At 42.4% G+C, this 19,433-nt stretch carries 20 protein-coding genes; 8 read left to right on the forward strand and 12 right to left on the reverse strand.

All coding sequences use genetic code 11. The features are described from left to right. Nucleotides 1-54: 54 nt before the first annotated feature. The 5 genes from R2Q26_RS09415 to R2Q26_RS09435 are packed head-to-tail and all read right to left on the reverse strand — an operon-like array spanning nucleotide 55 to nucleotide 6,920. The gene (locus R2Q26_RS09415; protein ID WP_317536038.1) at nucleotides 55-2,493 is read right to left on the reverse strand and encodes a hypothetical protein; all 2,439 of its coding nucleotides are present in this window, start codon (nucleotides 2,491-2,493) and stop codon (nucleotides 55-57) included. Further along, entirely contained in the window at nucleotides 2,490-3,335 is an 846-nt protein-coding gene (locus tag R2Q26_RS09420; protein WP_317536039.1) for a hypothetical protein, read from the reverse strand. Before R2Q26_RS09420 ends, R2Q26_RS09415 begins: the two co-directional genes overlap by 4 nt. Continuing rightward, nucleotides 3,322-4,287 carry a TRAFAC clade GTPase domain-containing protein gene (locus tag R2Q26_RS09425; protein ID WP_317536040.1) on the reverse strand — a complete coding sequence of 322 codons (966 nt, stop codon included), beginning with the start codon at nucleotides 4,285-4,287 and terminating at the stop codon, nucleotides 3,322-3,324. Before R2Q26_RS09425 ends, R2Q26_RS09420 begins: the two co-directional genes overlap by 14 nt. Beyond that, nucleotides 4,280-5,560, reverse strand: a complete 1,281-nt coding sequence (locus R2Q26_RS09430; protein ID WP_317536041.1) for a GTPase-associated system all-helical protein GASH — start codon at nucleotides 5,558-5,560, stop codon at nucleotides 4,280-4,282. The genes R2Q26_RS09425 and R2Q26_RS09430 overlap by 8 nt, the downstream gene beginning before the upstream one ends. Nucleotides 5,561-5,591: 31 nt before the next feature. Beyond that, nucleotides 5,592-6,920, reverse strand: coding sequence for an effector-associated domain EAD1-containing protein (locus R2Q26_RS09435; protein WP_317536042.1), 1,329 nt, complete (start codon nucleotides 6,918-6,920; stop codon nucleotides 5,592-5,594). Between the two features lie 1,011 nt (nucleotides 6,921-7,931). Here R2Q26_RS09435 and R2Q26_RS09440 point away from each other — a divergent pair. Next, entirely contained in the window at nucleotides 7,932-9,647 is a 1,716-nt protein-coding gene (locus R2Q26_RS09440) for an AIPR family protein (protein ID WP_317536043.1), read from the forward strand. 136 nt (nucleotides 9,648-9,783) lie between these two features. Then, complete coding sequence (locus R2Q26_RS09445) at nucleotides 9,784-11,040, forward strand: DNA cytosine methyltransferase (protein ID WP_317536044.1); 1,257 nt, start codon at nucleotides 9,784-9,786, stop codon at nucleotides 11,038-11,040. On the opposite strand, the gene R2Q26_RS09450 is transcribed toward R2Q26_RS09445, so the two are convergent. Continuing rightward, nucleotides 10,956-11,717 carry a hypothetical protein gene (locus R2Q26_RS09450; RefSeq protein ID WP_317536045.1) on the reverse strand — a complete coding sequence of 254 codons (762 nt, stop codon included), beginning with the start codon at nucleotides 11,715-11,717 and terminating at the stop codon, nucleotides 10,956-10,958. The two genes, R2Q26_RS09445 and R2Q26_RS09450, sit on opposite strands and share 85 nt — an antisense overlap. 2 nt (nucleotides 11,718-11,719) lie before the next feature. After that, a complete protein-coding gene (locus R2Q26_RS09455) occupies nucleotides 11,720-11,938 on the reverse strand; it encodes a helix-turn-helix transcriptional regulator (protein WP_317536046.1) in 219 nt (72 codons plus the stop codon). Nucleotides 11,939-12,056: 118 nt separating this feature from the next. Between R2Q26_RS09455 and R2Q26_RS09460 the strand changes: the two genes are divergently transcribed. The 6 genes from R2Q26_RS09460 to R2Q26_RS09485 all read left to right on the forward strand — a co-directional run bounded on the left by R2Q26_RS09460 (nucleotide 12,057) and on the right by R2Q26_RS09485 (nucleotide 17,074). Next, nucleotides 12,057-12,509, forward strand: a complete 453-nt coding sequence (locus R2Q26_RS09460; RefSeq protein ID WP_317536047.1) for a very short patch repair endonuclease — start codon at nucleotides 12,057-12,059, stop codon at nucleotides 12,507-12,509. A 283-nt stretch (nucleotides 12,510-12,792) separates the two neighbouring features. Further along, entirely contained in the window at nucleotides 12,793-13,605 is an 813-nt protein-coding gene (locus R2Q26_RS09465) for a hypothetical protein (protein WP_317536048.1), read from the forward strand. 156 nt (nucleotides 13,606-13,761) lie between these two features. After that, the gene (locus R2Q26_RS09470; RefSeq protein ID WP_317536049.1) at nucleotides 13,762-15,120 is read left to right on the forward strand and encodes a hypothetical protein; all 1,359 of its coding nucleotides are present in this window, start codon (nucleotides 13,762-13,764) and stop codon (nucleotides 15,118-15,120) included. Then, entirely contained in the window at nucleotides 15,117-15,446 is a 330-nt protein-coding gene (locus tag R2Q26_RS09475) for a helix-turn-helix domain-containing protein (RefSeq protein ID WP_317536050.1), read from the forward strand. The genes R2Q26_RS09470 and R2Q26_RS09475 overlap by 4 nt, the downstream gene beginning before the upstream one ends. Beyond that, nucleotides 15,356-16,336, forward strand: a complete 981-nt coding sequence (locus R2Q26_RS09480) for a site-specific integrase (RefSeq protein WP_317536068.1) — start codon at nucleotides 15,356-15,358, stop codon at nucleotides 16,334-16,336. The genes R2Q26_RS09475 and R2Q26_RS09480 overlap by 91 nt, the downstream gene beginning before the upstream one ends. A gap of 603 nt (nucleotides 16,337-16,939) precedes the next feature. After that, complete coding sequence (locus R2Q26_RS09485) at nucleotides 16,940-17,074, forward strand: hypothetical protein (protein WP_317536069.1); 135 nt, start codon at nucleotides 16,940-16,942, stop codon at nucleotides 17,072-17,074. Here R2Q26_RS09485 and R2Q26_RS09490 read toward each other — a convergent pair. From R2Q26_RS09490 to R2Q26_RS09510, 5 genes are read right to left on the reverse strand one after another with little or no spacing between them, the layout of a single operon-like run. Continuing rightward, nucleotides 17,071-17,280, reverse strand: a complete 210-nt coding sequence (locus tag R2Q26_RS09490; protein WP_317536051.1) for a hypothetical protein — start codon at nucleotides 17,278-17,280, stop codon at nucleotides 17,071-17,073. The two genes, R2Q26_RS09485 and R2Q26_RS09490, sit on opposite strands and share 4 nt — an antisense overlap. Before the next feature lie 14 nt (nucleotides 17,281-17,294). Beyond that, the gene (locus R2Q26_RS09495; RefSeq protein ID WP_317536052.1) at nucleotides 17,295-17,735 is read right to left on the reverse strand and encodes a transglycosylase SLT domain-containing protein; all 441 of its coding nucleotides are present in this window, start codon (nucleotides 17,733-17,735) and stop codon (nucleotides 17,295-17,297) included. 1 nt (nucleotide 17,736) lies between these two features. After that, on the reverse strand, nucleotides 17,737-18,033 hold the full coding sequence (locus R2Q26_RS09500; protein ID WP_317536053.1) for a TrbM/KikA/MpfK family conjugal transfer protein: 297 nt from the start codon (nucleotides 18,031-18,033) through the stop codon (nucleotides 17,737-17,739). 19 nt (nucleotides 18,034-18,052) lie between these two features. Further along, nucleotides 18,053-19,174 carry a P-type conjugative transfer protein TrbL gene (gene trbL, locus R2Q26_RS09505; protein ID WP_317536054.1) on the reverse strand — a complete coding sequence of 374 codons (1,122 nt, stop codon included), beginning with the start codon at nucleotides 19,172-19,174 and terminating at the stop codon, nucleotides 18,053-18,055. 35 nt (nucleotides 19,175-19,209) lie between these two features. Then, nucleotides 19,210-19,407 carry a hypothetical protein gene (locus tag R2Q26_RS09510; protein ID WP_317536055.1) on the reverse strand — a complete coding sequence of 66 codons (198 nt, stop codon included), beginning with the start codon at nucleotides 19,405-19,407 and terminating at the stop codon, nucleotides 19,210-19,212. Nucleotides 19,408-19,433 lie beyond the last annotated feature (26 nt).

Below are 19,433 nucleotides of genomic sequence, written 5' to 3' on the forward strand. Positions count from 1 at the left end.
CTCTACCTTGTTTATTTAGAACATAATAATGAAAATTGACAACTGCAATACTATTTATTTTTCCAATCTCTGAAAACAAATAGACGATAATTTTATTAAATCACTATGGTTGGGATATTCCTTTTTCAACTCTTCAACAATAGCACATGCACCTTTTTTAATTTTGCCATTCTCCGCCATCTTAACTGCCTCTAACCATCGGCTTGAGTGAGCACCTTCTGCTTTTAAATCTTTGCGATTTCCACCTGCACGTTCCCATAAATAATCTAATCGATCAGGGGCTAAATTAGCGCCTAAATCAGCAATGGCAAGAACCAGATTATTCCCATCTCTAATAGCCCCAGAAGTTTGTAGCTTTCGGGTAATATTAAATAAACATTTTTTTAAAATGGATAGTTGATCTTTACAAATATCTAGGGCAAATTGGAGTTCAGAAGTTTTCCGGCTATCAAACATTCGATAAAGAGTTTCTGCTGCACTTTCCCATTTTCTAACATTTATATATTTCCCAATGGTGTCGGCGAGACTCATATCCCAATCTGTTTCATTAGAATTGGCGAAGCAACCGATTAAATCTTGCTCAGTCAGAATAGCATTAGTCGGAATTAGCAATACAAATACTTTAACTGAACATCTTGATGAATGCAGTTTTTTAGAAACTTCTTGAGCTAATTGTGATTCTGGGGGGTTAATTGTTTGCTTTGTTTCACATGTTAGAATCCATCTATCAGCGACTACTGGTAGTAAAGCTGCACGGCTATCGGGTTTCAGAATTTCCCAAAGATTTGCCCTTTCAGGATGCTGAAACGCGATCTCCGCTAAATCGTTTGCAAGCGGTTTGATAAGTCCAGACAGTTCTGTTTTTTCCGACAGGATAACCTCTAGAAGCTTGGAACCCAGTATTTTATGGTCGGCATTAGGTGGCCAATGGACGCCACCGGCAGCTATATGTTTAGCCCATAAGGAGAGCCAAACCTCATTACTGACATCCAAAGTATTTAACAACGCTGGTTCTTGTTTTGTGCGCTGTGCGATCAGCGTAATTAATTGACTATCGCCTCTCGCGATTACCTCATCAATCACATCTTGCCCTGGTAAGTGCTCAACGAGGTAATGCAATCCCAAATAGGCATTTTTTGGAAATTGTCGCTGTAAACGAAACGCCTCGGCAGGTAAAAAAGCCCTCATCACCGCCCAAGCATGTAATCGTGGCCACTCACGATCCTGAGTTTCTTTTTGTAGCTGCTGTAATTCGGTTGAAGTTAATGTCACATCAGTAGTAATATTAAGCAGTCTATCCTCTACAGCATTGCCTACCGGTAGAAGTGTTTTGAGTATTTCGCTGCAATCAGACTGAGTTAGCCAATGAAACGCCAATCTAGCCCATTGTTGAGCAGGTGCTGTAAAGTTTCTGGAAAGCGTATTACGCACACTTGTTTGCCACCAAGATTCGGCTTGGTTATTTGCCAAACCGGAAAGCAGCTTTTCCCCTTCCTTATGCGGCAATGCAAAAACATGATCATTTAGCCAAGCATCAAGTTCTTCGTCTAAATCAATATTTGACGGCAAAAAACCCAAATTCAAGTTTCTCAAAGAAAGTACAAATTGCAGCGATGCAAACTGAAAATCTTGTTTTAATGCTCGCAACGCTTCGCTTTTTAAACCAATACCTGCATCAGGATTTGGCATTAAAGTCTCAAGTGTTCGTAATAAGGTCAGGGCATTATCCCGTCTAGAATCAGAACGTAATTCATCTAAATGTTTAGCTGCCCGCGCTATTTTGCCCAGCCCTTTTAAGTTTTCAGGATAGCCGCACAATTCTAAAATCTCTTGAAAAGTCGTGTCGTCTTTACCCATTAACCAAGTAGCGGCACGATTATCAGAAGTGAGTTCCGGCCTAATTACAGGATGTGTTGACCATTCAGATAAGCGTTGCGAGGGAATGCAAAAAAGCAAGGGGGGGCTGATTGACTCACCACCTTGCGGCGGCACAACGGCCATCCGTGCAGAAAAATTCTGCCTTGCCTGCGGCCATAATCGCATCCATAGATCGGCGAGAAGACTTGGCCAGTCATATATAGCAGGAAGCACAATAGGATAGTTAGATTCGGACGAAATTAAAGTCTCTGCAATGGCTTGCAGGATTTCCGGCAAAGCAGTGGGAATATTTGGTGCGCCAGATAACGCAGTCAAAACCGGTCGCAAATCATCTACCTTGCCAATTTCAGCTACAGGCCATAACGCTACTTCGCTACGCACCATGCCGCCGCGCTTGGCTGCTTCATCCGGCACAGTCCACCATAAAGCCCACCAATTACCGACAGTGCCACAGCCTACCGACGGCCACCAATTGTCACTGGGTTTTAGATGACCTGGCGGCTTGTCGGTTAAACCAAACAATTCCGGCGGTAATTCTGCCGGTTGTCCTTGCCAATCCAGCAAATCATGCCTATTATCTTTCGCGCCATATCGCGCTCTCAATGGATAGTTCATGACGTTTTTAACAGCCAAGCCAATGGAAGACTTAAATCAGACTCTTGCCGTCCTTCCGGTGTAACAATCCAGCCTTGATATTCAGGCCCTTGATTGATGAAATCTTCATCTTCGCTATCAGGTTGTAAAAGACGACCTAACGCAGACAAACCCCAAATGCTAACGCCATCAGCCGCCCAAAGGCTTTGAATGAAATTCGCTGCTAACGGCAAATAGTTAGCAAAAATCTGTTTAGGCTTTAGGCTGTCTGTGCCTTCTAATTCATCATAGCAAGACAGCAGTACAGCAAGCCGAGGCTCCTTCAAGCGCGAGATCATGCTTAAACCGGCAACATGCAACAAAATTTGCAATAACTCCACCCAATACGCATTAGCATCCCAGGCATCATTTTGGGTTGTGGGTGAAGTGTGATGGCTTGCTCGTGGAGGATTCGCAAGTTCTGCCAGTCTATCAGGGTAAGTTCTTTCATTTTTTAAACGAATCAGTAATAACCAGCCATTGGCTTTACAAAGTTGCGTGCGCCAAGTGTCTGAAACTTCACGCTGAGTGAAAACCGATTTTAATTGCTCGCCGCCATAATCCGGCCAGCACAAATCCAGGTGATGACCGTTTGTATCTTCCAGAGGAAACAACACTTCTGCCCAAGTACCTGAGGCTGTGTGACCGGCAGCATGACCGGCTTCTAAACTATGCAACACCTCTTCCAAGGCACTTAAATTCGTTGGTGTTCCACGCAATTTCAGAAGACTGGGACTGCGTTTCAAACGCCCGTAAAGTTGTCCTGCATAATGTGTTTTGCCACTGTTGGGCCCACCAAGTAATACAATTTCAGGTGTAAGCATAATGACCTCGAAAAGCAGTAAACGATTGATGCAACACAACGGGTTCTATTACTGGCAAAGCGTGAGGCGATGTCCAGCTATGGCGAAGAACAGATTCTAAGGCCTTGATTAATGACTCCGGCTGATTAGTAGTCGATTTCACTTCAACCGCATGAGGTATTTGCTGCTTTAATGTCTGTTGAATGGCTGCTTTGATGTCTGGTTGGGGTTCAATATCGGCTTTAGCCCAGATTAAAGCAGTTGGACGTTTCTCGACATGATTACTAAGTCGTTCTAAAAGTTGGCGCAATTCATTTCTTGCCGTTCCACGCTTAGGACTAGTTGACATTAATCTCTGGCAATCGGCAAAGACCAAAAACGCATCCGCGTGTTGTACCGACCATTTAGCCCCTGCGGCATCGTGCGCGTCTTCGTTAATAGCCCACTTAGTAAACCATTCGCCGGGGGCATCAGTGAGTAGCACATCTCTAAATTCGTTTTGCGCATTGCGCAAAGCGATATGTAATAATCCGGGGACACGGCTCGTGCCTCGCGGTGTATGGGGCGGAAAAGATGGTGGTCGTGCCGCATCATCAAAGCGTGTCCAAGCGGCTAAAGATTCCCATGCGCCCAAAGTTTGTGAACCTGCAAATTGTGCATCCAGTAGCGAATACCCGCGTAGCAGTTGTAAATAGTTACCGGTTAGCAAGGTAGTTTTGCCTGCATCATGTGCGCCTAGCACACCCACCAGAATCGATCGTCCACGCGGCGTTAAGTTGGCTAAATCAGCAAGCCCTAATGCACTACCTGACCACGGTACTCGTGCGGAAATTGTCGATGAAGCGTTTTCAGTTGATAATTCTTCGGTGTTTTGCATTGTCCAAGACGCGCAGCGCGTATGCTCCATTTCCCCCAAATGACAGGTTTCACCATCATGGGCAAAGCAATTAGGATTAGAGCAACGTTCATTCATGGGCCACTTCCGCTAACCGCACTGCTTGTTCTTGTCGAAACAGTGCCTGGGCAAAACGCGGCAAACTGAGTTCAAATGTGCCCTCTGTGCCGATTCGTTGTATGACGTTATCAATTTGGGTTTCTTGGCCATTTAGAATCAGAACCGCTGCGTCACGCAAACTTAAACATCCTGTTTCCGGCGGCGAAGTAAACGGTTTTAGCCATTTATTTGGCAATGAATGATTTTTTAGCGATTCAAATAATGCCGTGAGTGGCAGTTTCTGTTCAAAACCTGCTGCTGGTAAACGGTTGACCGTTTCAGCGAGTAAATAGCTCACGCTGGCGGGGGTGGGTGCACTTACGGTATTGAGTAAGTCGATTGCCATGACCGCACTGGCAATGGTTGGTGAAAGTTCTCGATAACCATGTTGCAAGGAGGACGAATACAATGCTTCGGACCACCATAAGGCATTTATGCGAATTTGTTCGGCTTGCCTTGTTTGCATAATCCAATTTTGTTGAGAGTACAAAATGTCACTGACACTATTGGCGAGCTTGATTAGATATTCAGATTGTGACTTTTGTAATTTGGTAGTCAAACCATCTAATACATCCGCCAATAGATTTCGCATTCTTGGCGCAAATTGATAAGACCAATGCTGTTGCTGATTTGACCAATGTTGATTTGGATTAACTAACTGATACCCATTTTGACTACTGGGCCCTACCGAGGCTTCTATTTGTTGCAGCAAGGCATCTCTATCAACTTTCAGCGATTCAGCTTTTGTTGGTTTTGGCAAATCTAATTTTTGAACTTCAATTTGTTCTTCATCAGACAATAAAAAACCGACAAAAGCTAATTCCTCAGTCGACGTTGCCCAAGTTTTCAGCAAATTGCGAATAACCGGCTCTTCTTTACCCAGCTTCAATAAAGGCAGCGTATCCGCCGCTGTCAGCCACAAAATAGCAGCATTATGTTGATCTTCCGCTGCTTGTTGGCACGCTGCCAGTAAAATCGCTCTGAGCAAATTCACAGGAGAATCTGTAAAAACGGTTCGTACAGTTTTCCACTCGGAAATCAAAGCTTCCTCTGCTTGTAAAATTGCAGGGGCTTCGGCGACTATATTGGGTGATAAACCCGACAATATAGCCGGAACCAATTGTCTGGGTTGTTGGCGAAGTGTGTTTGCAAGCGCTTCAGAAGCGTGTTGAATTTTTTCAAACCGCTCATCATGACCATTGATATTTTCAATATGCCATACGCTTAAAAGCTCTGTTAACAAATCCGTCATTCAAAACTCCGAGGGAAAAGAGATGGGTTATTTAACAACGCAATGCAGCCAATGCGTTTAGATGTTGTTGAATCACACCATTGTTTGGTAAATCCTCTAAAGCAGCTTGTAACAAATTTTCAGGGCGTGCCGCCGCGCCTTGAATACTCCGCTGCCAAAGTCTTTGCCAAAGATCACGCGGTCTATTGATATTTTCAACTTCGCTGGCTTTACCGCCGGCACGCTGCCATAACGCGCGTGCATTTGAAGCATCAGGATACTCTTCGGCTAGTATTTTGATCAGTTCATGCGGAAGATTTAAATCTATGACAGGTTGATTATCGGTTTTGGAATTGGCGTTGTTTTCTGGTTGACTGAGCAATAAATCGCTACTATCACGCAATAGGGCAATCAAGCATTCGGCAGAAGCTCTGGCGGCAAAAGTTCGATAACGGTCATCTTTAAACGAGTCGCCATAGTCTGATACACCTTTGGCAATTAAAACCGGGATATTATAAATCTCACCTAACGCGCCCAAAGCGCTAGCTTCCATTTCAATACCTAGAACCTTGCGCATCGAGTCTGACAAACGAGGAAAAATGCCTTCATCTTCTCGGACCTCAGCGCCGGTTCCTATAGGAGCTGCAAAGATTTGAAACTGTTGCGCTGGTGGGAGTTCACCAAGATGCAGTAATTCTAATTCTTCGACGTATTGCCTACCTTTGTCTGTCAAGTTCAACGGTTTATTTAACCAATTTCGCTTCCAAAGACGCTGTAAAACGTCACTCCAATTTCGGCATGCCGTTCGGAAGTCGGCGTGCTGGCGAGGGTCCTCGTTCGCAAGCAAACGCAGCATAACCCAATCCTCTTGTTGTTCTAATGACAATAGGGGACGTGAATTTAACCATGCTGCATTTAATGGCGCGGCAATATGCTGCATTCGTTGTACCCAAGCCAGGGAAGGTCGATATTGCAGTTGATCACCTTGAAACTTTGATGCACCGTCTTCAACCGTTACTTTACCGGCATCGTAAGACCACAGTCGTTCTGCAAAAATAACATCGCCAAGAGACACTTTGCCTCGTCTCCCCGCACAGATACCGCTCATAGCGATACAACGAGCCGGTTGTTGGTTGATAAGCTTACTGGCAATTGCTTGGACGTTCTCGCGTCCCATGTAGCTGGCATGGGTTGCACGAATATTTAGTTTTTGATTGTTAGAGTCTAAGAAAGAAGCATCAGCAACAATCCAGCCATCATTTAGAGAATATTCTTGCCAGGGATCAATTAAGCCATCTGTAACATTCAGTACTTGGTCGTACTCGTCTTTCAAGGCGCAAATTAAAAAAATTTCAACTGTTCTTTGTGGCGGTTCAAGCATATTTTTCTGGCGAATTGGTGACGTTAATACCACGAAAGGATACGAATAGTACCTGTTCAGTTATATAAAAATGCGCATGTACACTATATTTTCCAATAATGTTTTCGAACAGGCTAACTCCCATAACATGGGCTGTTTGGTAAATATCAAGTCAATTAAAAATATTTATTTTATGCGAATGTTATAGGCTAAATTGGCGCACTCAATTGAATTAGCCTATCAGCCATAATGGTTCGCCAGGAGACAATCAATTATGCAACACGAATGCACGACAAAATAAAAATTTTCATTGTCTACATTGCTTCTACATTTTTTTTAAGGCAATAAAAAAGTTAGGCAATAATACCTAACCCTTTGATATTTTGGAGCTGGCGATGGGACTCGAACCCGCAACCGGCTCATTACAAATCAAACTAGCTTAACAGTCAATTTTCAAAGCACAGAATTTTATCTGCATCTCATTTTTATTTTACTGTCTACATATTGTCTACATGAATTTTGCTTATTGTAGATAATATATCTATCTAATTGATTTTATGGTGCTGTTGAGAGGAGTCGAACCTCCGACCTACTGATTACGAAACGTAGTCTCAAATTTTAGTTAGTTACAGATCAATCACTTACAATGCTTGCCAAGTATAAAAACAGTGTCACACAGTCCCAAGCAATGGGATTTTTAGGAGAATTTGGCACAAATTTGACACAATCATTTTTTTGTTACCTGTTTAGCTCCCCAACCAAGCCTCGAACCTAGGACCTGCGGATTAACAGGTGTTATAAATAACTGTTTTCATTAATATTTAATCTGTCAGTGCTCGCCAATACCCGCCAGTAATGTCAGATTTGTCACGTTCTATTCTTGGAGTACGAGTTCTGTTAATAACTGTATGCAAGATGAATATAATAATTATGTCGACGTGCGATAAAGTTCCATTTCAGCAAAAAGATTAATGCAAGATATAATTATCCAGATGGAGAACTCTTTAATACTTATTGGAAAGTAAATATACGATGGACAGAATCACAAAGAGTCTAATAGCCGAACTGCTGGCCAATCAAGAGCTTGAGTCTGAAGGTATTTCTAAGGATTTTGAAAAGCTTGTTAACTACTGTGTCGTATCAAATGAGTACTCCAAATCCTTTGATGTTGGAATAATAACAGTTGCAGAGGGTGGTGATACTGGGATAGATGGTTTAGCTATTCTTGTAAATGGGCAATTAATTGAAGATAAAGATGAAATAGATGGTCTTCTCGAAAGAAATAATTTTCTTGAAGTAACATATATATTTATTCAATCAAAAACATCATCTAACTATAGTGGTGGGGAGATCAATACGTTTATTTTTGGTGTAAAGGATTTTTTTTCTGAAAAACCATCTCTAGTGCGTAATTCTGATATTAATAAGTTGGCGGAAATCTCAGACCATATTTACGATAAAGCTCCTCACTTTAAAAATAATCCAACGTTAAAATTGTACTACTGTACAACTGGGAAGTGGGTTGACGACCAAAATTTGTTAGGTGTTATAAATATTGGCGTTTCAGATTTAGAGCAGACCAACTTGTTTGAGAAAGTGTCCTTCAGTCCAATTGATGCAAAGGGTATCTCTGCATACTTTAGAAAAACAAAGGAAACAACATCAACAACCATTTGCTTTAGGAATAGAATAACTTTACCTTCAATCACTGGAATATCGGAAGCATATATTGGCCTTCTTCCTTTTGAGGAATTTAAGAAGATTCTATCAGATGATGATGATAATCTAATTAATGTTTTTGAAGATAACGTTAGAGACTTTCAAGGCGAGAATAATGATGTTAATAGTGGTATTAGAAATACATTAAATAACTCTGATTCTGACCTGTTTTGTGTTCTCAATAATGGGGTAACAATTGTTGCAAGCTCTATATCTCCTACAGGAGACAACTTCACTATTCGGGACTATCAAATCGTAAACGGGTGCCAGACTAGTAACGTACTATTTAATAGCAGACACAGTGAATATATCAATAGCGTTAATGTTCCCATAAAGATCATTGCTACTGACGACGATGAGGTGAAGAACAGAATTACCTTGGCAACAAATAATCAGACTCCAATTAAGAAAGAACAATTGGCTTCACTAACTTCTTTTCAAAGGAGTTTAGAGCAGTATTACAATTCTTATACTGGGGACTCAAAGCTTTATTACGAACGCAGGTCAAAACAATATAATTCTGACAGTTCGGTATTAAAAACTAGAATTATTACGGTTCCTTATCAGATTAAATCATTCGCTGCAATGTTTCTTGACATCCCACACCAAGTTACTAGTTTCTTTGGAACGATTGTCAATAAATTAAATGAGGGAAAAGCCCAGATATTCACACCAGATCATGTATATTCGCCATACTACACAAGCGCTTTTGCCTATTTTAGGCTTGAAACAATTTTCAGACGAAAGTACATTGATGCCTCATATAAGAAAGTAAGATTTCATATATTGATGCTCTTTAGGATAATATATGGAACGGGTCCGCTTCCAGAGTTTAACTCCAAAAAGATGGATACTTATTGCCAGAAGCTATTAGATGTTCTTAACGATGAGAACAAAGCTTTAGAGGCTTTTAAAAAATGTATAAAAGTAATTGACGATGCAGATTTCGATAAATCTGATAAACAAGATATAAAACTTCTATCAAAAACTAAGAGCCTAATCGCACAGGTAAACGAATTAAAAATATAATAAGTACGTTTGAGAGGGGGAACTTTCCGCGGTAATCAGATATTCGCTTTGATAATTCGATAGTTATCAATTGAATTGATATGGTTCGTGTTTTTGAGTGTAGTAGGCCAAACAACTATCGTTTTCTTGATTTTACTTGTCTATTTGTATACTATTAGTCACATTTCTTTGCTTTATAGTGAGTGTACGAATGGTTATAGCGTCCAATCCAAAAGCAATCGATTTATTCTGCGGTTGCGGTGGAATTACAGTCGGTCTTCAAAAAGCTGGTTTTGATGTTATTGCAGGGATTGACATTGAAAAGAAATACCTCGTTAGCTTTAAGCATAATTTTCCTAGCGCGAAAGCTCTGAACATCGATATTACAGGCATTTCCCCAGTAGAGTTCATGCAGGCAGTGGATATTTCTCGTGGAGAGCTTGATTTGTTGGTTGGGGGACCTCCTTGCCAAGGTTTTTCCAAGAACGTACCTAGGAGAAATAGGTATCTCGAAGATCCCAAGAATTTGCTTGTAAAGTCGTTTCTTAATTACTGCGAAGCTATCCAGCCTAAAATGATATTGATGGAAAATGTTGCGGAAATGAAGAATGGCTTTGAGGAAACCTATTCTCAGGAGATCATTACCAGGTTACAGGAGAAAGGCTATACCGTTACTGCCGTCGTTTTAAATTCGGCTGATTATGGCGTACCACAAAGAAGACGAAGAGCTTTTTTTATGGCAAGCAGACTTGGCATTTCCTTTGCGTCACCTATGCCTACACATATAGCCCAGGAAAAAAATAAGCAGATGGACGGGCTATTTAATGAACCCTCCCATATTACGGTATGGGAAGCAATTGGAGATTTGCCAAGTGTAGAGCATGGAGAAGGTCTTGAATTGACTAGCTATGCCTGTCCACCACAGAATGCATATCAAGAATTAATGCGATCTTCCAAGACTGAAGTTAGAAATCATATCGCTAGAAAACTGGCGGACAAGCAATATGCAAGACTTTCTTCAATTGGCCCAGGACAAGGTCATAAGGACCTGCCTGTACACTTGCAGACTAGAGGGGGGTATAGCGGTGCTTATGGAAGATTGACTAAAGATATGATTGCTCCGACAATCACAAGATGGGTTTTTCATCCTGGCTCGGGTCGATGGGGACATCCTGTAGATATTAGAACTCTCACAATAAGGGAAATCGCAAGAATACAAAGTTTTCCCGATGATTTTGAGTTTATCGGAAGCTATACTGATCAAGCTGGACAATTAGGGAATGCCGTTCCTCCCTTGCTGGCACAGGCTATTGTTCAAAGCATGAAAAATCAAATGGTACGATTTAAGAAAGAGGTTAGTTCATCCCAAGAAACTTTTTCTGATTCTGAAGGTAGCTTGAAAGCTATTGCGTGACCATCTTTTGAATATCGAATTTCACCAACCTTCGACGGCTTCTCTACTTCAGGCCACCAATTTTTTTCAGCACTAAAGTGAAGTTGATTCTCTCCTTTTCCGTGCCAGGCAAAAGCTTTTATTTTTGTCTTTTTATTTACACCATGAAAAGCAGACAGCTGTTCCTTTTTGATCGCTTTTTTTTGTATTGACCAGCGCCACTCATAATCTTCCTTATCGAAAATATTCGTCTTGTCCTTTGTACAAAGAAGCCTCTCAAAATAAATAGCTGTATTGTCTTTGAACATAATCAGCCTTGAATACCAAATTTCCTCTAAATTGTATAGCTTGATACTTTGGGATGCGTGGTGGTTACAAAAATCGATGATGGCATCCCCTAGCTCTTTTGTTTTTCCTATTTCTTCTGATTTCTTAATCAAGAATTCAGAATTTGCGATTTTTGCTCTTTTCCATGTTAGAGGTGTATCTTCTTTAGTTGATTTGACCTGCCAACCTATCTTTCCTGGTATGCACACGTCCACATAGTCATAAGTCGGTAATTGTTTTCCACCATGAACTAATGAAATAATTTTTTCCAGCACTTTCCCTGGAATAGTATCATCCTGAAAATAAGGAATTTTCATATAGGCTGTAAGATAATGAGCAATTTTTTCAAGCTGCTCTTTCGAGGAGTACATGCTCACTTCTGATTTTTATCCTTAAACAAGTCCGCTATAGGAACTTCCAAGGCAATAGCGATTTGTTGAACTATTTCAATAGTGGGATTTCTTACACCACGCTCGATTCCGCTTATGTAAGTACGGTGAAGTCCTGTTTTTTCGGAAAGCTTGTCCTGCGACCAATTCTTTTCTTCACGAGTTTGTCTAATATTTGCGCCCAGAAGTAATTTGATATTCATAGGCGCATGATCGTTTAAGTGTCACTTAAAAGTCTATAGACTATAAGTAACACTTCTGATTTTCATTTACTCTTTTTGAACTCGACGAGATTATTACAGGCATCATCTTAAATAGCATATGGTTGACAGAGTTGATAAAGATACCCGCAGTCGAATAATGGCTAAGGTTCAAGGAAAAAATACCAAACCAGAGTTAAGGCTGAGGCAAGCACTTTTTAGTTTAGGTTTTCGTTTTCGCCTGCACGCTAAACATTTACCTGGTACACCAGATTTAACATTCCCCCGCTATAGAGTTGCGCTCTTTGTCAATGGTTGCTTTTGGCATTGGCATGGTTGCAAACATTCCAGATTACCAGCAAGCAACTTAGTATATTGGGAAAATAAAATCGTGAAGAATCAGCTCCGAGATAGAGCGAATTACGAGAAATTACTTTCAATGGGGTGGAGGGTGATAGTTGTTTGGGAATGTTCATTAGAGAAAGAGAAGATTAACGAAACAATCCGTCGCGTAGAGGAGAAAATTAAGTGCAAAGGCGTCCAAAACCATGACAAATTAATTTTTCTTTTGTAGTATCGAGCCAAGAATTCAGTAACTGCAAACCCGATCAATTCATTGATCTGAATCATTGCAATACAAAAATAACCAATTTTCTATATAAGCAGCACGGTGCTTCTCAACAGTCTGGCGTCCCCAGGCTGTCCTTTTTCTTGCACAAGAGCGAAGCTGTTGTGCCCATTCTGAAGAAAGAACGTGAATTCGCCGTTTTTTCATTAAACTACTAATTAATATTTAGGAGACTATATGAAATTGAAAGATTTAATCTTCTGAAAAAGTCACTGCAACATAGAAAAATATGCCATTAATTGCTAATGAACTAACTATCTGGGACATTTCTTTTCGCTGGGCAGGTTATGATCCGAGTCGGCTCTGGTTTAGGCTCCCCTTAACGGTTAAAGATTACGCTAGCTTGTTAATGCATGCCATCTTGCATGGTGAAATTATCTGCGAAAATTTGACACTCGCCAAACGTCCGTATGATTCAAAAGCTGATCCTCGCTTTTATATTCGTACCTATATAGATGACGTTTACGATTGTATCCATGGTAAGCGGTTCAGTCGTGAATTACTCAAATGGGCAGTTTTGAACAGGATGGATTTTCATGAGTGGTGTGAAAGGAGAGGCATTCCTTTGCCAGAATTCTGGTTTCCATCGGGGTGGAAGCTTGATTTTGAAATGCCTGAATTTGGCACACTCGCATTAAGGGCGATACATGTAGAGCCAGAAGAAGAAGGAAGCGTTCGTATTGAGTATCATCGCATTGGTCTAGCAGAAAATGAACTTGAAGAGCTGCAGAATGAAGCTAATATAGCTAGTCAAGTTGACAGTGCTCTATCACAAAATTCTACTAACTCCTTAGAAAAAGAAAGAGTTCTTCGGATAAATCAGCGTATTAAAGTGGCCTGTCAACAAATCGCTTCCGTTATTTGGAAAGATGATACGGATAGAACGATACCATCCATTGTAGAAGACGGTTTAATTCAGAAATATGGTGGCGCAGAACATTATGAGGATGAAACGGTATATGAGTGGATCAAAGAAGTTGCTCCACCTGAAGTAAAAAATCGGCGAGGCCGACCCCGCAAAAATAGGGATAAAGGAGGCTAAATAAATTTTAACTATTTTTTATGTAAAGCCTTGCAGTAAGCCAATTAAAAATACCTATATCCCCTATTTTTCTTTTTATTAATTTTCTTTATCCCCTATTTTTTCTTGTTGGCAAATCTCATTCTGATGACTTCTTAATTTTTAAGGAGATCAAGAATGAAATCAGTCAAACATTTATCCCCCGAGCCAACGCTGCGCCCTGATCGCGACGGAAGGAGCGAGAGGGCGCGCGGCGGTCGCAAAGTGGAAAATATTTCGATAGAAGTATCCCAGTCGTCAAATGTATTCTCACAGGGTACGCCGCCTAGTAACACAGTACCCTCAAACGACAAAACGAAACATTTCAAATCCCTGCTTTTAGGAATAGATAGTCTCTATCTCTCCTTCTATGGGCAATTGGCAGATAATTGGAATATAAAATTACTTGAATTAAAAGAAAAAGCTCAATCAGAAAATGAAAAAGAGCAAGCATTAGCGCAAGTCTCAATTGGTTCGCATTTATTTGAAGTACGCGACAAAGGCATGCCGCGCTTCCCTTATATCTTATCGGATAACTGCTTCTTCATTAAATTGAATCGCAGTAAATCCAAAATACTCCCTATGGCGCACGTCCAGATATCTAGTGAATACCTCGCAACAGTGGGCGCAGAAGCGGCAGAACAGGATTTACGCTTTGTGATTAATACACTGGGTTTGGTGCCCAATGCGCCAAGTGTCAGCCGTGCTGACTTGTTTCTGGATTTTGTCTGTATTGATGATCTTGCTGCAATTCATCAGCCTGACTGGGTAACGCGGGCAAATTTGATGGCGAAATACTTTGATTGCCGCCTGGATAATCCTTTTACAGGCTGGGTGATTGGCATAGGTGGTGATCTGCACGCCCGGCTATATGACAAGATCACTGAGATCAAAACCAAATCTCATAAAACCTGGCTCTACACGTTATGGCAAGCTAACGGCTGGCAGAATGACGAAAGAGTCTGGCGCATGGAATTCCAGATTGAAAAACAACTGCTAAAGCAATTAGGCATCATCAGCCTGTCTGAATTACTGGAAAAGCAAGCCGATTTATGGCGATACCTCACTCATGACTGGTTGCGCCTCACCCTACCCAGTCTGACTGATAGCAAACGGGATCGCTGGCCTAATCATCCGTTATGGGATGATATCGCTAATATCTACATGACGCCGCCCGATCAGCCACGTTTAAAACGTTTCAAATCAGAACGCCCGCCCACTGACGAACGAATGTTCATTCACGGTTTAGGCGGCCTCACTTCCTTCATGGCACGGGAAGGCATTGAAGATTTTGGCGAAGGACTGGGTGAATTTTTACATCAAGCTAAGCATTTTCACGACACGAGAAACGAAAAATTCCATAGCTACATCCAACGCAAAATCAAAGCCAAAGGCAGAAAATATAACACCATCAATAATCGCGCCAATCTCCCGGAAATTCTTCGCGAAACACAAGAACAAGCAAAAATCTATCAACGTGAGAGCGATGGCGAATGAAAACACTCAACCTGGAAGAAGCTGCTCAATTCCTGAAGCTGCATCCTGAAGAAGTGCGCCGCCGTGTCAAGGCTGGCATCATCCCTGGAGCAAAATTAGGCAAGCGATGGGCATTTATTGACGATGATCTTGCTGCTTATATGCGCTTGTTATATCCTACTCCCCGGCAAGCGTTGCAAGTGGGACATAGGGAGAAAACATTATGTCACTCTTTAAACGTGGAAAAACATGGTGGATTAGCTTCACCACACCAAGCGGCGAGCGTGTTAGACGCTCTGCTGCAACAGAAGACCGAATCCAGGCGCAAGAACTCCACGACAAACTGAAAGCGGAATCGTGGCGGGTTGCCAAATTAGGTGAGAAGCCGAAACGCACTTGGGATGAAGCGGCCTATAAATGGCTGATGGAAACGCAGCATAAAAAGACCCATCATGATGATGTGGCCAAAATTAGCTGGCTCCAACAGTTTTTTAGAGGCAAGTATCTTGATGAACTCACGCGAGATGTCATCGCAAGAATAGGCGAATTAAAGCTTAAGGAAACGAGTTTTGCTACGGCTAATCGTTTGCTGGCGCTCATTCGCTCTATCCTGCGACGAGCTGCCCTAGATTGGGAATGGATCGACAAGCCGCCTGTGATCAAGCTATACCGTGAAGCAAAGCGGCGTGTGCGTTACCTGAATCCAGTGCAAGCAAATTTGCTGATGCAGGAATTGCCGGAACATCTGGCGGATATCGTCAAATTCTCGCTGGCAACAGGTTTGAGGCGGTCGAATGTAACCAAACTGGAATGGTCGCAAGTGGATTTGCAACGTAATGTGGCATGGATACATGGCGATCAGGCCAAAGCAGGAAAACCGATTCACGTTACGCTCAATGCCACGGCTATAGCAGTATTAACCAAACAGCTCGGCAAGCATCCTAAGTCAGTATTCAGCTACCAGGGCAAACCGATCACTCAAGTTAATACAAAAGCCTGGTATAAAGCGTTAAAACGTGCAGGTATTGAGGATTTTCGCTGGCATGATTTGCGGCATACCTGGGCTAGTTGGTTAGCCCAAAATGGCGTGCCGCTTAATGTCATCCAGGAAATGGGCGCTTGGGAATCTGCTGAGATGGTGAGGCGTTATGCTCACCTTGCACCTGAGCAATTTTCTCAGCATGCGCGTGTCGTGGATGATGTGCTGAATAGCACAAATTTGGCACAATCGAAGTAAAAAGGGATCAGTAGTTGCGCTAAGTTGTTGATTTTTGGTGCTGTTGAGAGGAGTCGAACCTCCGACCTACTGATTACGAATCAGATGAATTCAAGCGTAGGTTCCAATCTGCATTTGGCCACATCAGTTTCAACGTGTTCAGCATCAGCGTATAAATAGTCCAATTTTTCACCCTGACGGTTCTATTCACATCATTGATGCATTCCGATTTGCTCTTGATGAACTTTTTCATGCTGAACAACTACCATAGTTAGTCGCTGCCAGCATAGTTAGTCGCTGCCAGGTTAGGTAAGATCAATACTGGCTAAGAAATTCCTGCTGACGGAACTCCAGTACTGGTATGGTCTGTCGGCAAACATCTATTTTACGACACTTCCGCAACGCTTGGTAAAAGCAACCACTTGGCCTGGGTAAAAATACGCGGAAAATATTGTCGCCATACAATACTGTACGGGAATCTATTTTTGATGGTTATCCGCCTATGCTGGTTGGCTACATGGGTGTGTCTCGGATATCGACCAGCAGAACACGAACTTACAGCGCGATGTGCTGGTCATGTGAAAGCTCGACCTGGTCGTCCGTTCGCTGTCGCACCTGCTCGCCATCGTAAACTCGCTCAAGAACAAACAAGTGGCGTTTCTCTCACTGATAGAAGGCATGGACACTATCACCGTATCGGGTGAGTTGTTGTTCCACGTGTTCGGCGTGCTTGTGCAATACGAGAATGCTCTGATTTAGGAGCGGGTTGTAGTGGGCTTGTCCGCTGCTAGGAGGCGTGGCCGGGTCGGTGGGCGATCACCAGCGAGAAGCTGGACGCCATCATCACTGCTCTGGACGGTAGCATGTCCAAGGCGATCGTGTGTCGCAACTTGAGTGTCAAGCGCACCGCCTTGATCTGTCCTGATCGAAATGGCGGCTGGTAACACGAGCGTTGGATCACCCACAGTAAGCGGAATATTTATTTCATGTTTACCCTAAATCGTTCCTCAAGCCAATCTGCCCACTTTGCTGCCTTAACCATCAGATCAGCCCGATAAATCGCGTTATATTTTGGAGTACGCGAATGGTAGTTTGCTACCTTAGTCCAGATATCACCCTGGTCTTTCTGGATATGCTGGCGAATACGCCAAGCAGCCAGATTGTAGGCATAACAGCCTGGCATGGAAACATCTTCAGCGGTAATGCCGTACTTTCCAAGATCACGAAGATAATTGGTATTGAATTGCATGGCACCGACATCATACGTTCCATTTGCATTCCGTACCCATTGATGAGGCTTTCCTCCTTCTTTCTCAGCAACCGCTAACAGAATATTGACCGGTATCTGATACTTAATAGCAGCAGTAATAGTACACACCACTCGTTCCTGGTGATAGGCTGGCAGATCTGACACCGGCATACTAAAGAATTATGCGTCCGTATGCGGCATTGATTGCGGTCGGCCAGCTACCAGCAGTACCGCACTGACCAAGAAATGCACCACGTGCCTTGAAAGTTTTATTTAAACTAATTCCGCCTTTCAGGTTAAATTTGATGATACTAAAATAATCATTTACAGCACCTGAGCAACCACTCACTGTGCCAGCGCCTTGCAGCATCCCTGCCATGCACAAGACGGTCGTGCAGGGATCTTTCGCATGGACAGGTTGAACAAATATCAGAAATGATAGAAACACTATCACTACCATTCTTATCATGGTGCTTTCCTTCTGAGTTTTACTTTAATTTCTTGAATGGCCTGGGTATATCGTTCGATGTATTTCTGTTTGCAGTAAACTGCGCTGTCTCGGTTTCACTCATGGTTGAAGCTTTCATCGCCTCAGCAATAGTTGCATTGTTCATGGGATTATTTTTCATGTGAGAAAACCCATACTGTGCCGCAGCATAGGCCATGCCTCCAGCAGTCATAGAAGACCCCATTGCGCCAACTGAACTACCAATACTGGAAGCTATACCAGCACTGCCACCGGTAATGATTCCCGCAAGGAGAGCCGGGATCTTTGATGAGAGCATGAGTATTGCGATGGCCAGTATCGTCATCACAGCCAGTTCCTCGTACTTGATCAAGGCTGACGACATTTTCTGGAATGAGTTGGTAAGAATATCACTGCCGATAGCTACAATCAGAATCATGCCAAGAAGTTGCACCCCGATAGCCAGAACCGTCTTGAAATACTGAATAGCTATATCCGATGTCCAACGTGCGCCGCCAAAGCCAAGAAAAAATATTCCGGCATATAAAAGAATCCAGCTAGCAATCAACAAAAGCATCATGTTGACAGCGATCACGGTTAATATGATGAGGATAATCAGCGTCATCAACAAAAGGATGGCGCTATCAACAGGTTGCCACATTGTTATAGCATCAACAGCTCGGATCAGCAGTTGATACCCGATATCCATGATATTTGATGGTTGAGCGCCTACTGAACCTGATGCAGTTTTCCCAAGTGCCTCCATTGAGGTAATCAGCGATACTGCAATATTTTGACCGGTAACTGCATTGGTGAGGAACCAGAAATAAAGGCCAGTAAAAATGATAAAGCGTGTGAACTCAGCAAAAAACTCGCCGATATCTGCCTTACGCAATAACATCATGCCAAACGTCCAAACCATCGAGATTAGCACCAGCACCCAGAACAATCTTTCGGCGGCAGCTTGTATAACTGTCCTCCACGAATTGGCCTGGTCGTAAAATCGTTTGACGACTTCATCTAGTACCTTGCTGCCTGTGGCGGGATCAACATAGCTTAATTCTGCGGTAGCCAGCGTCGGAGTTAACAAAATACCGATCAAAAGGATCAATAATGAGATTCTTACTCGCATGGTATTAGCCATCTTATTGGCTACTGACTATTGATTCTTGCCTGTTTCTACTTCTTCGTTTCATCGTTATCCAATACGTCCCCTACATTCCATGTTCTACTTGGTGGTAAATCCGACAGGTTAGTAGATTTTTTATTGTCCCCTTGTTGCTCTCTCATCTGCAGCCCTTCTTTTGTCGCGTCACCACATCCAGATAGAGCTAGCAGCAAGATTACTGAGGCGACTAATAAATTTCTTTTATTCATAATATTCTCCGTAAATTTGTAATAAC

It is taken from the genome of Nitrosomonas sp. Is37 (assembly GCF_033063275.1).
Taxonomy (GTDB): Bacteria; Pseudomonadota; Gammaproteobacteria; order Burkholderiales; family Nitrosomonadaceae; genus Nitrosomonas.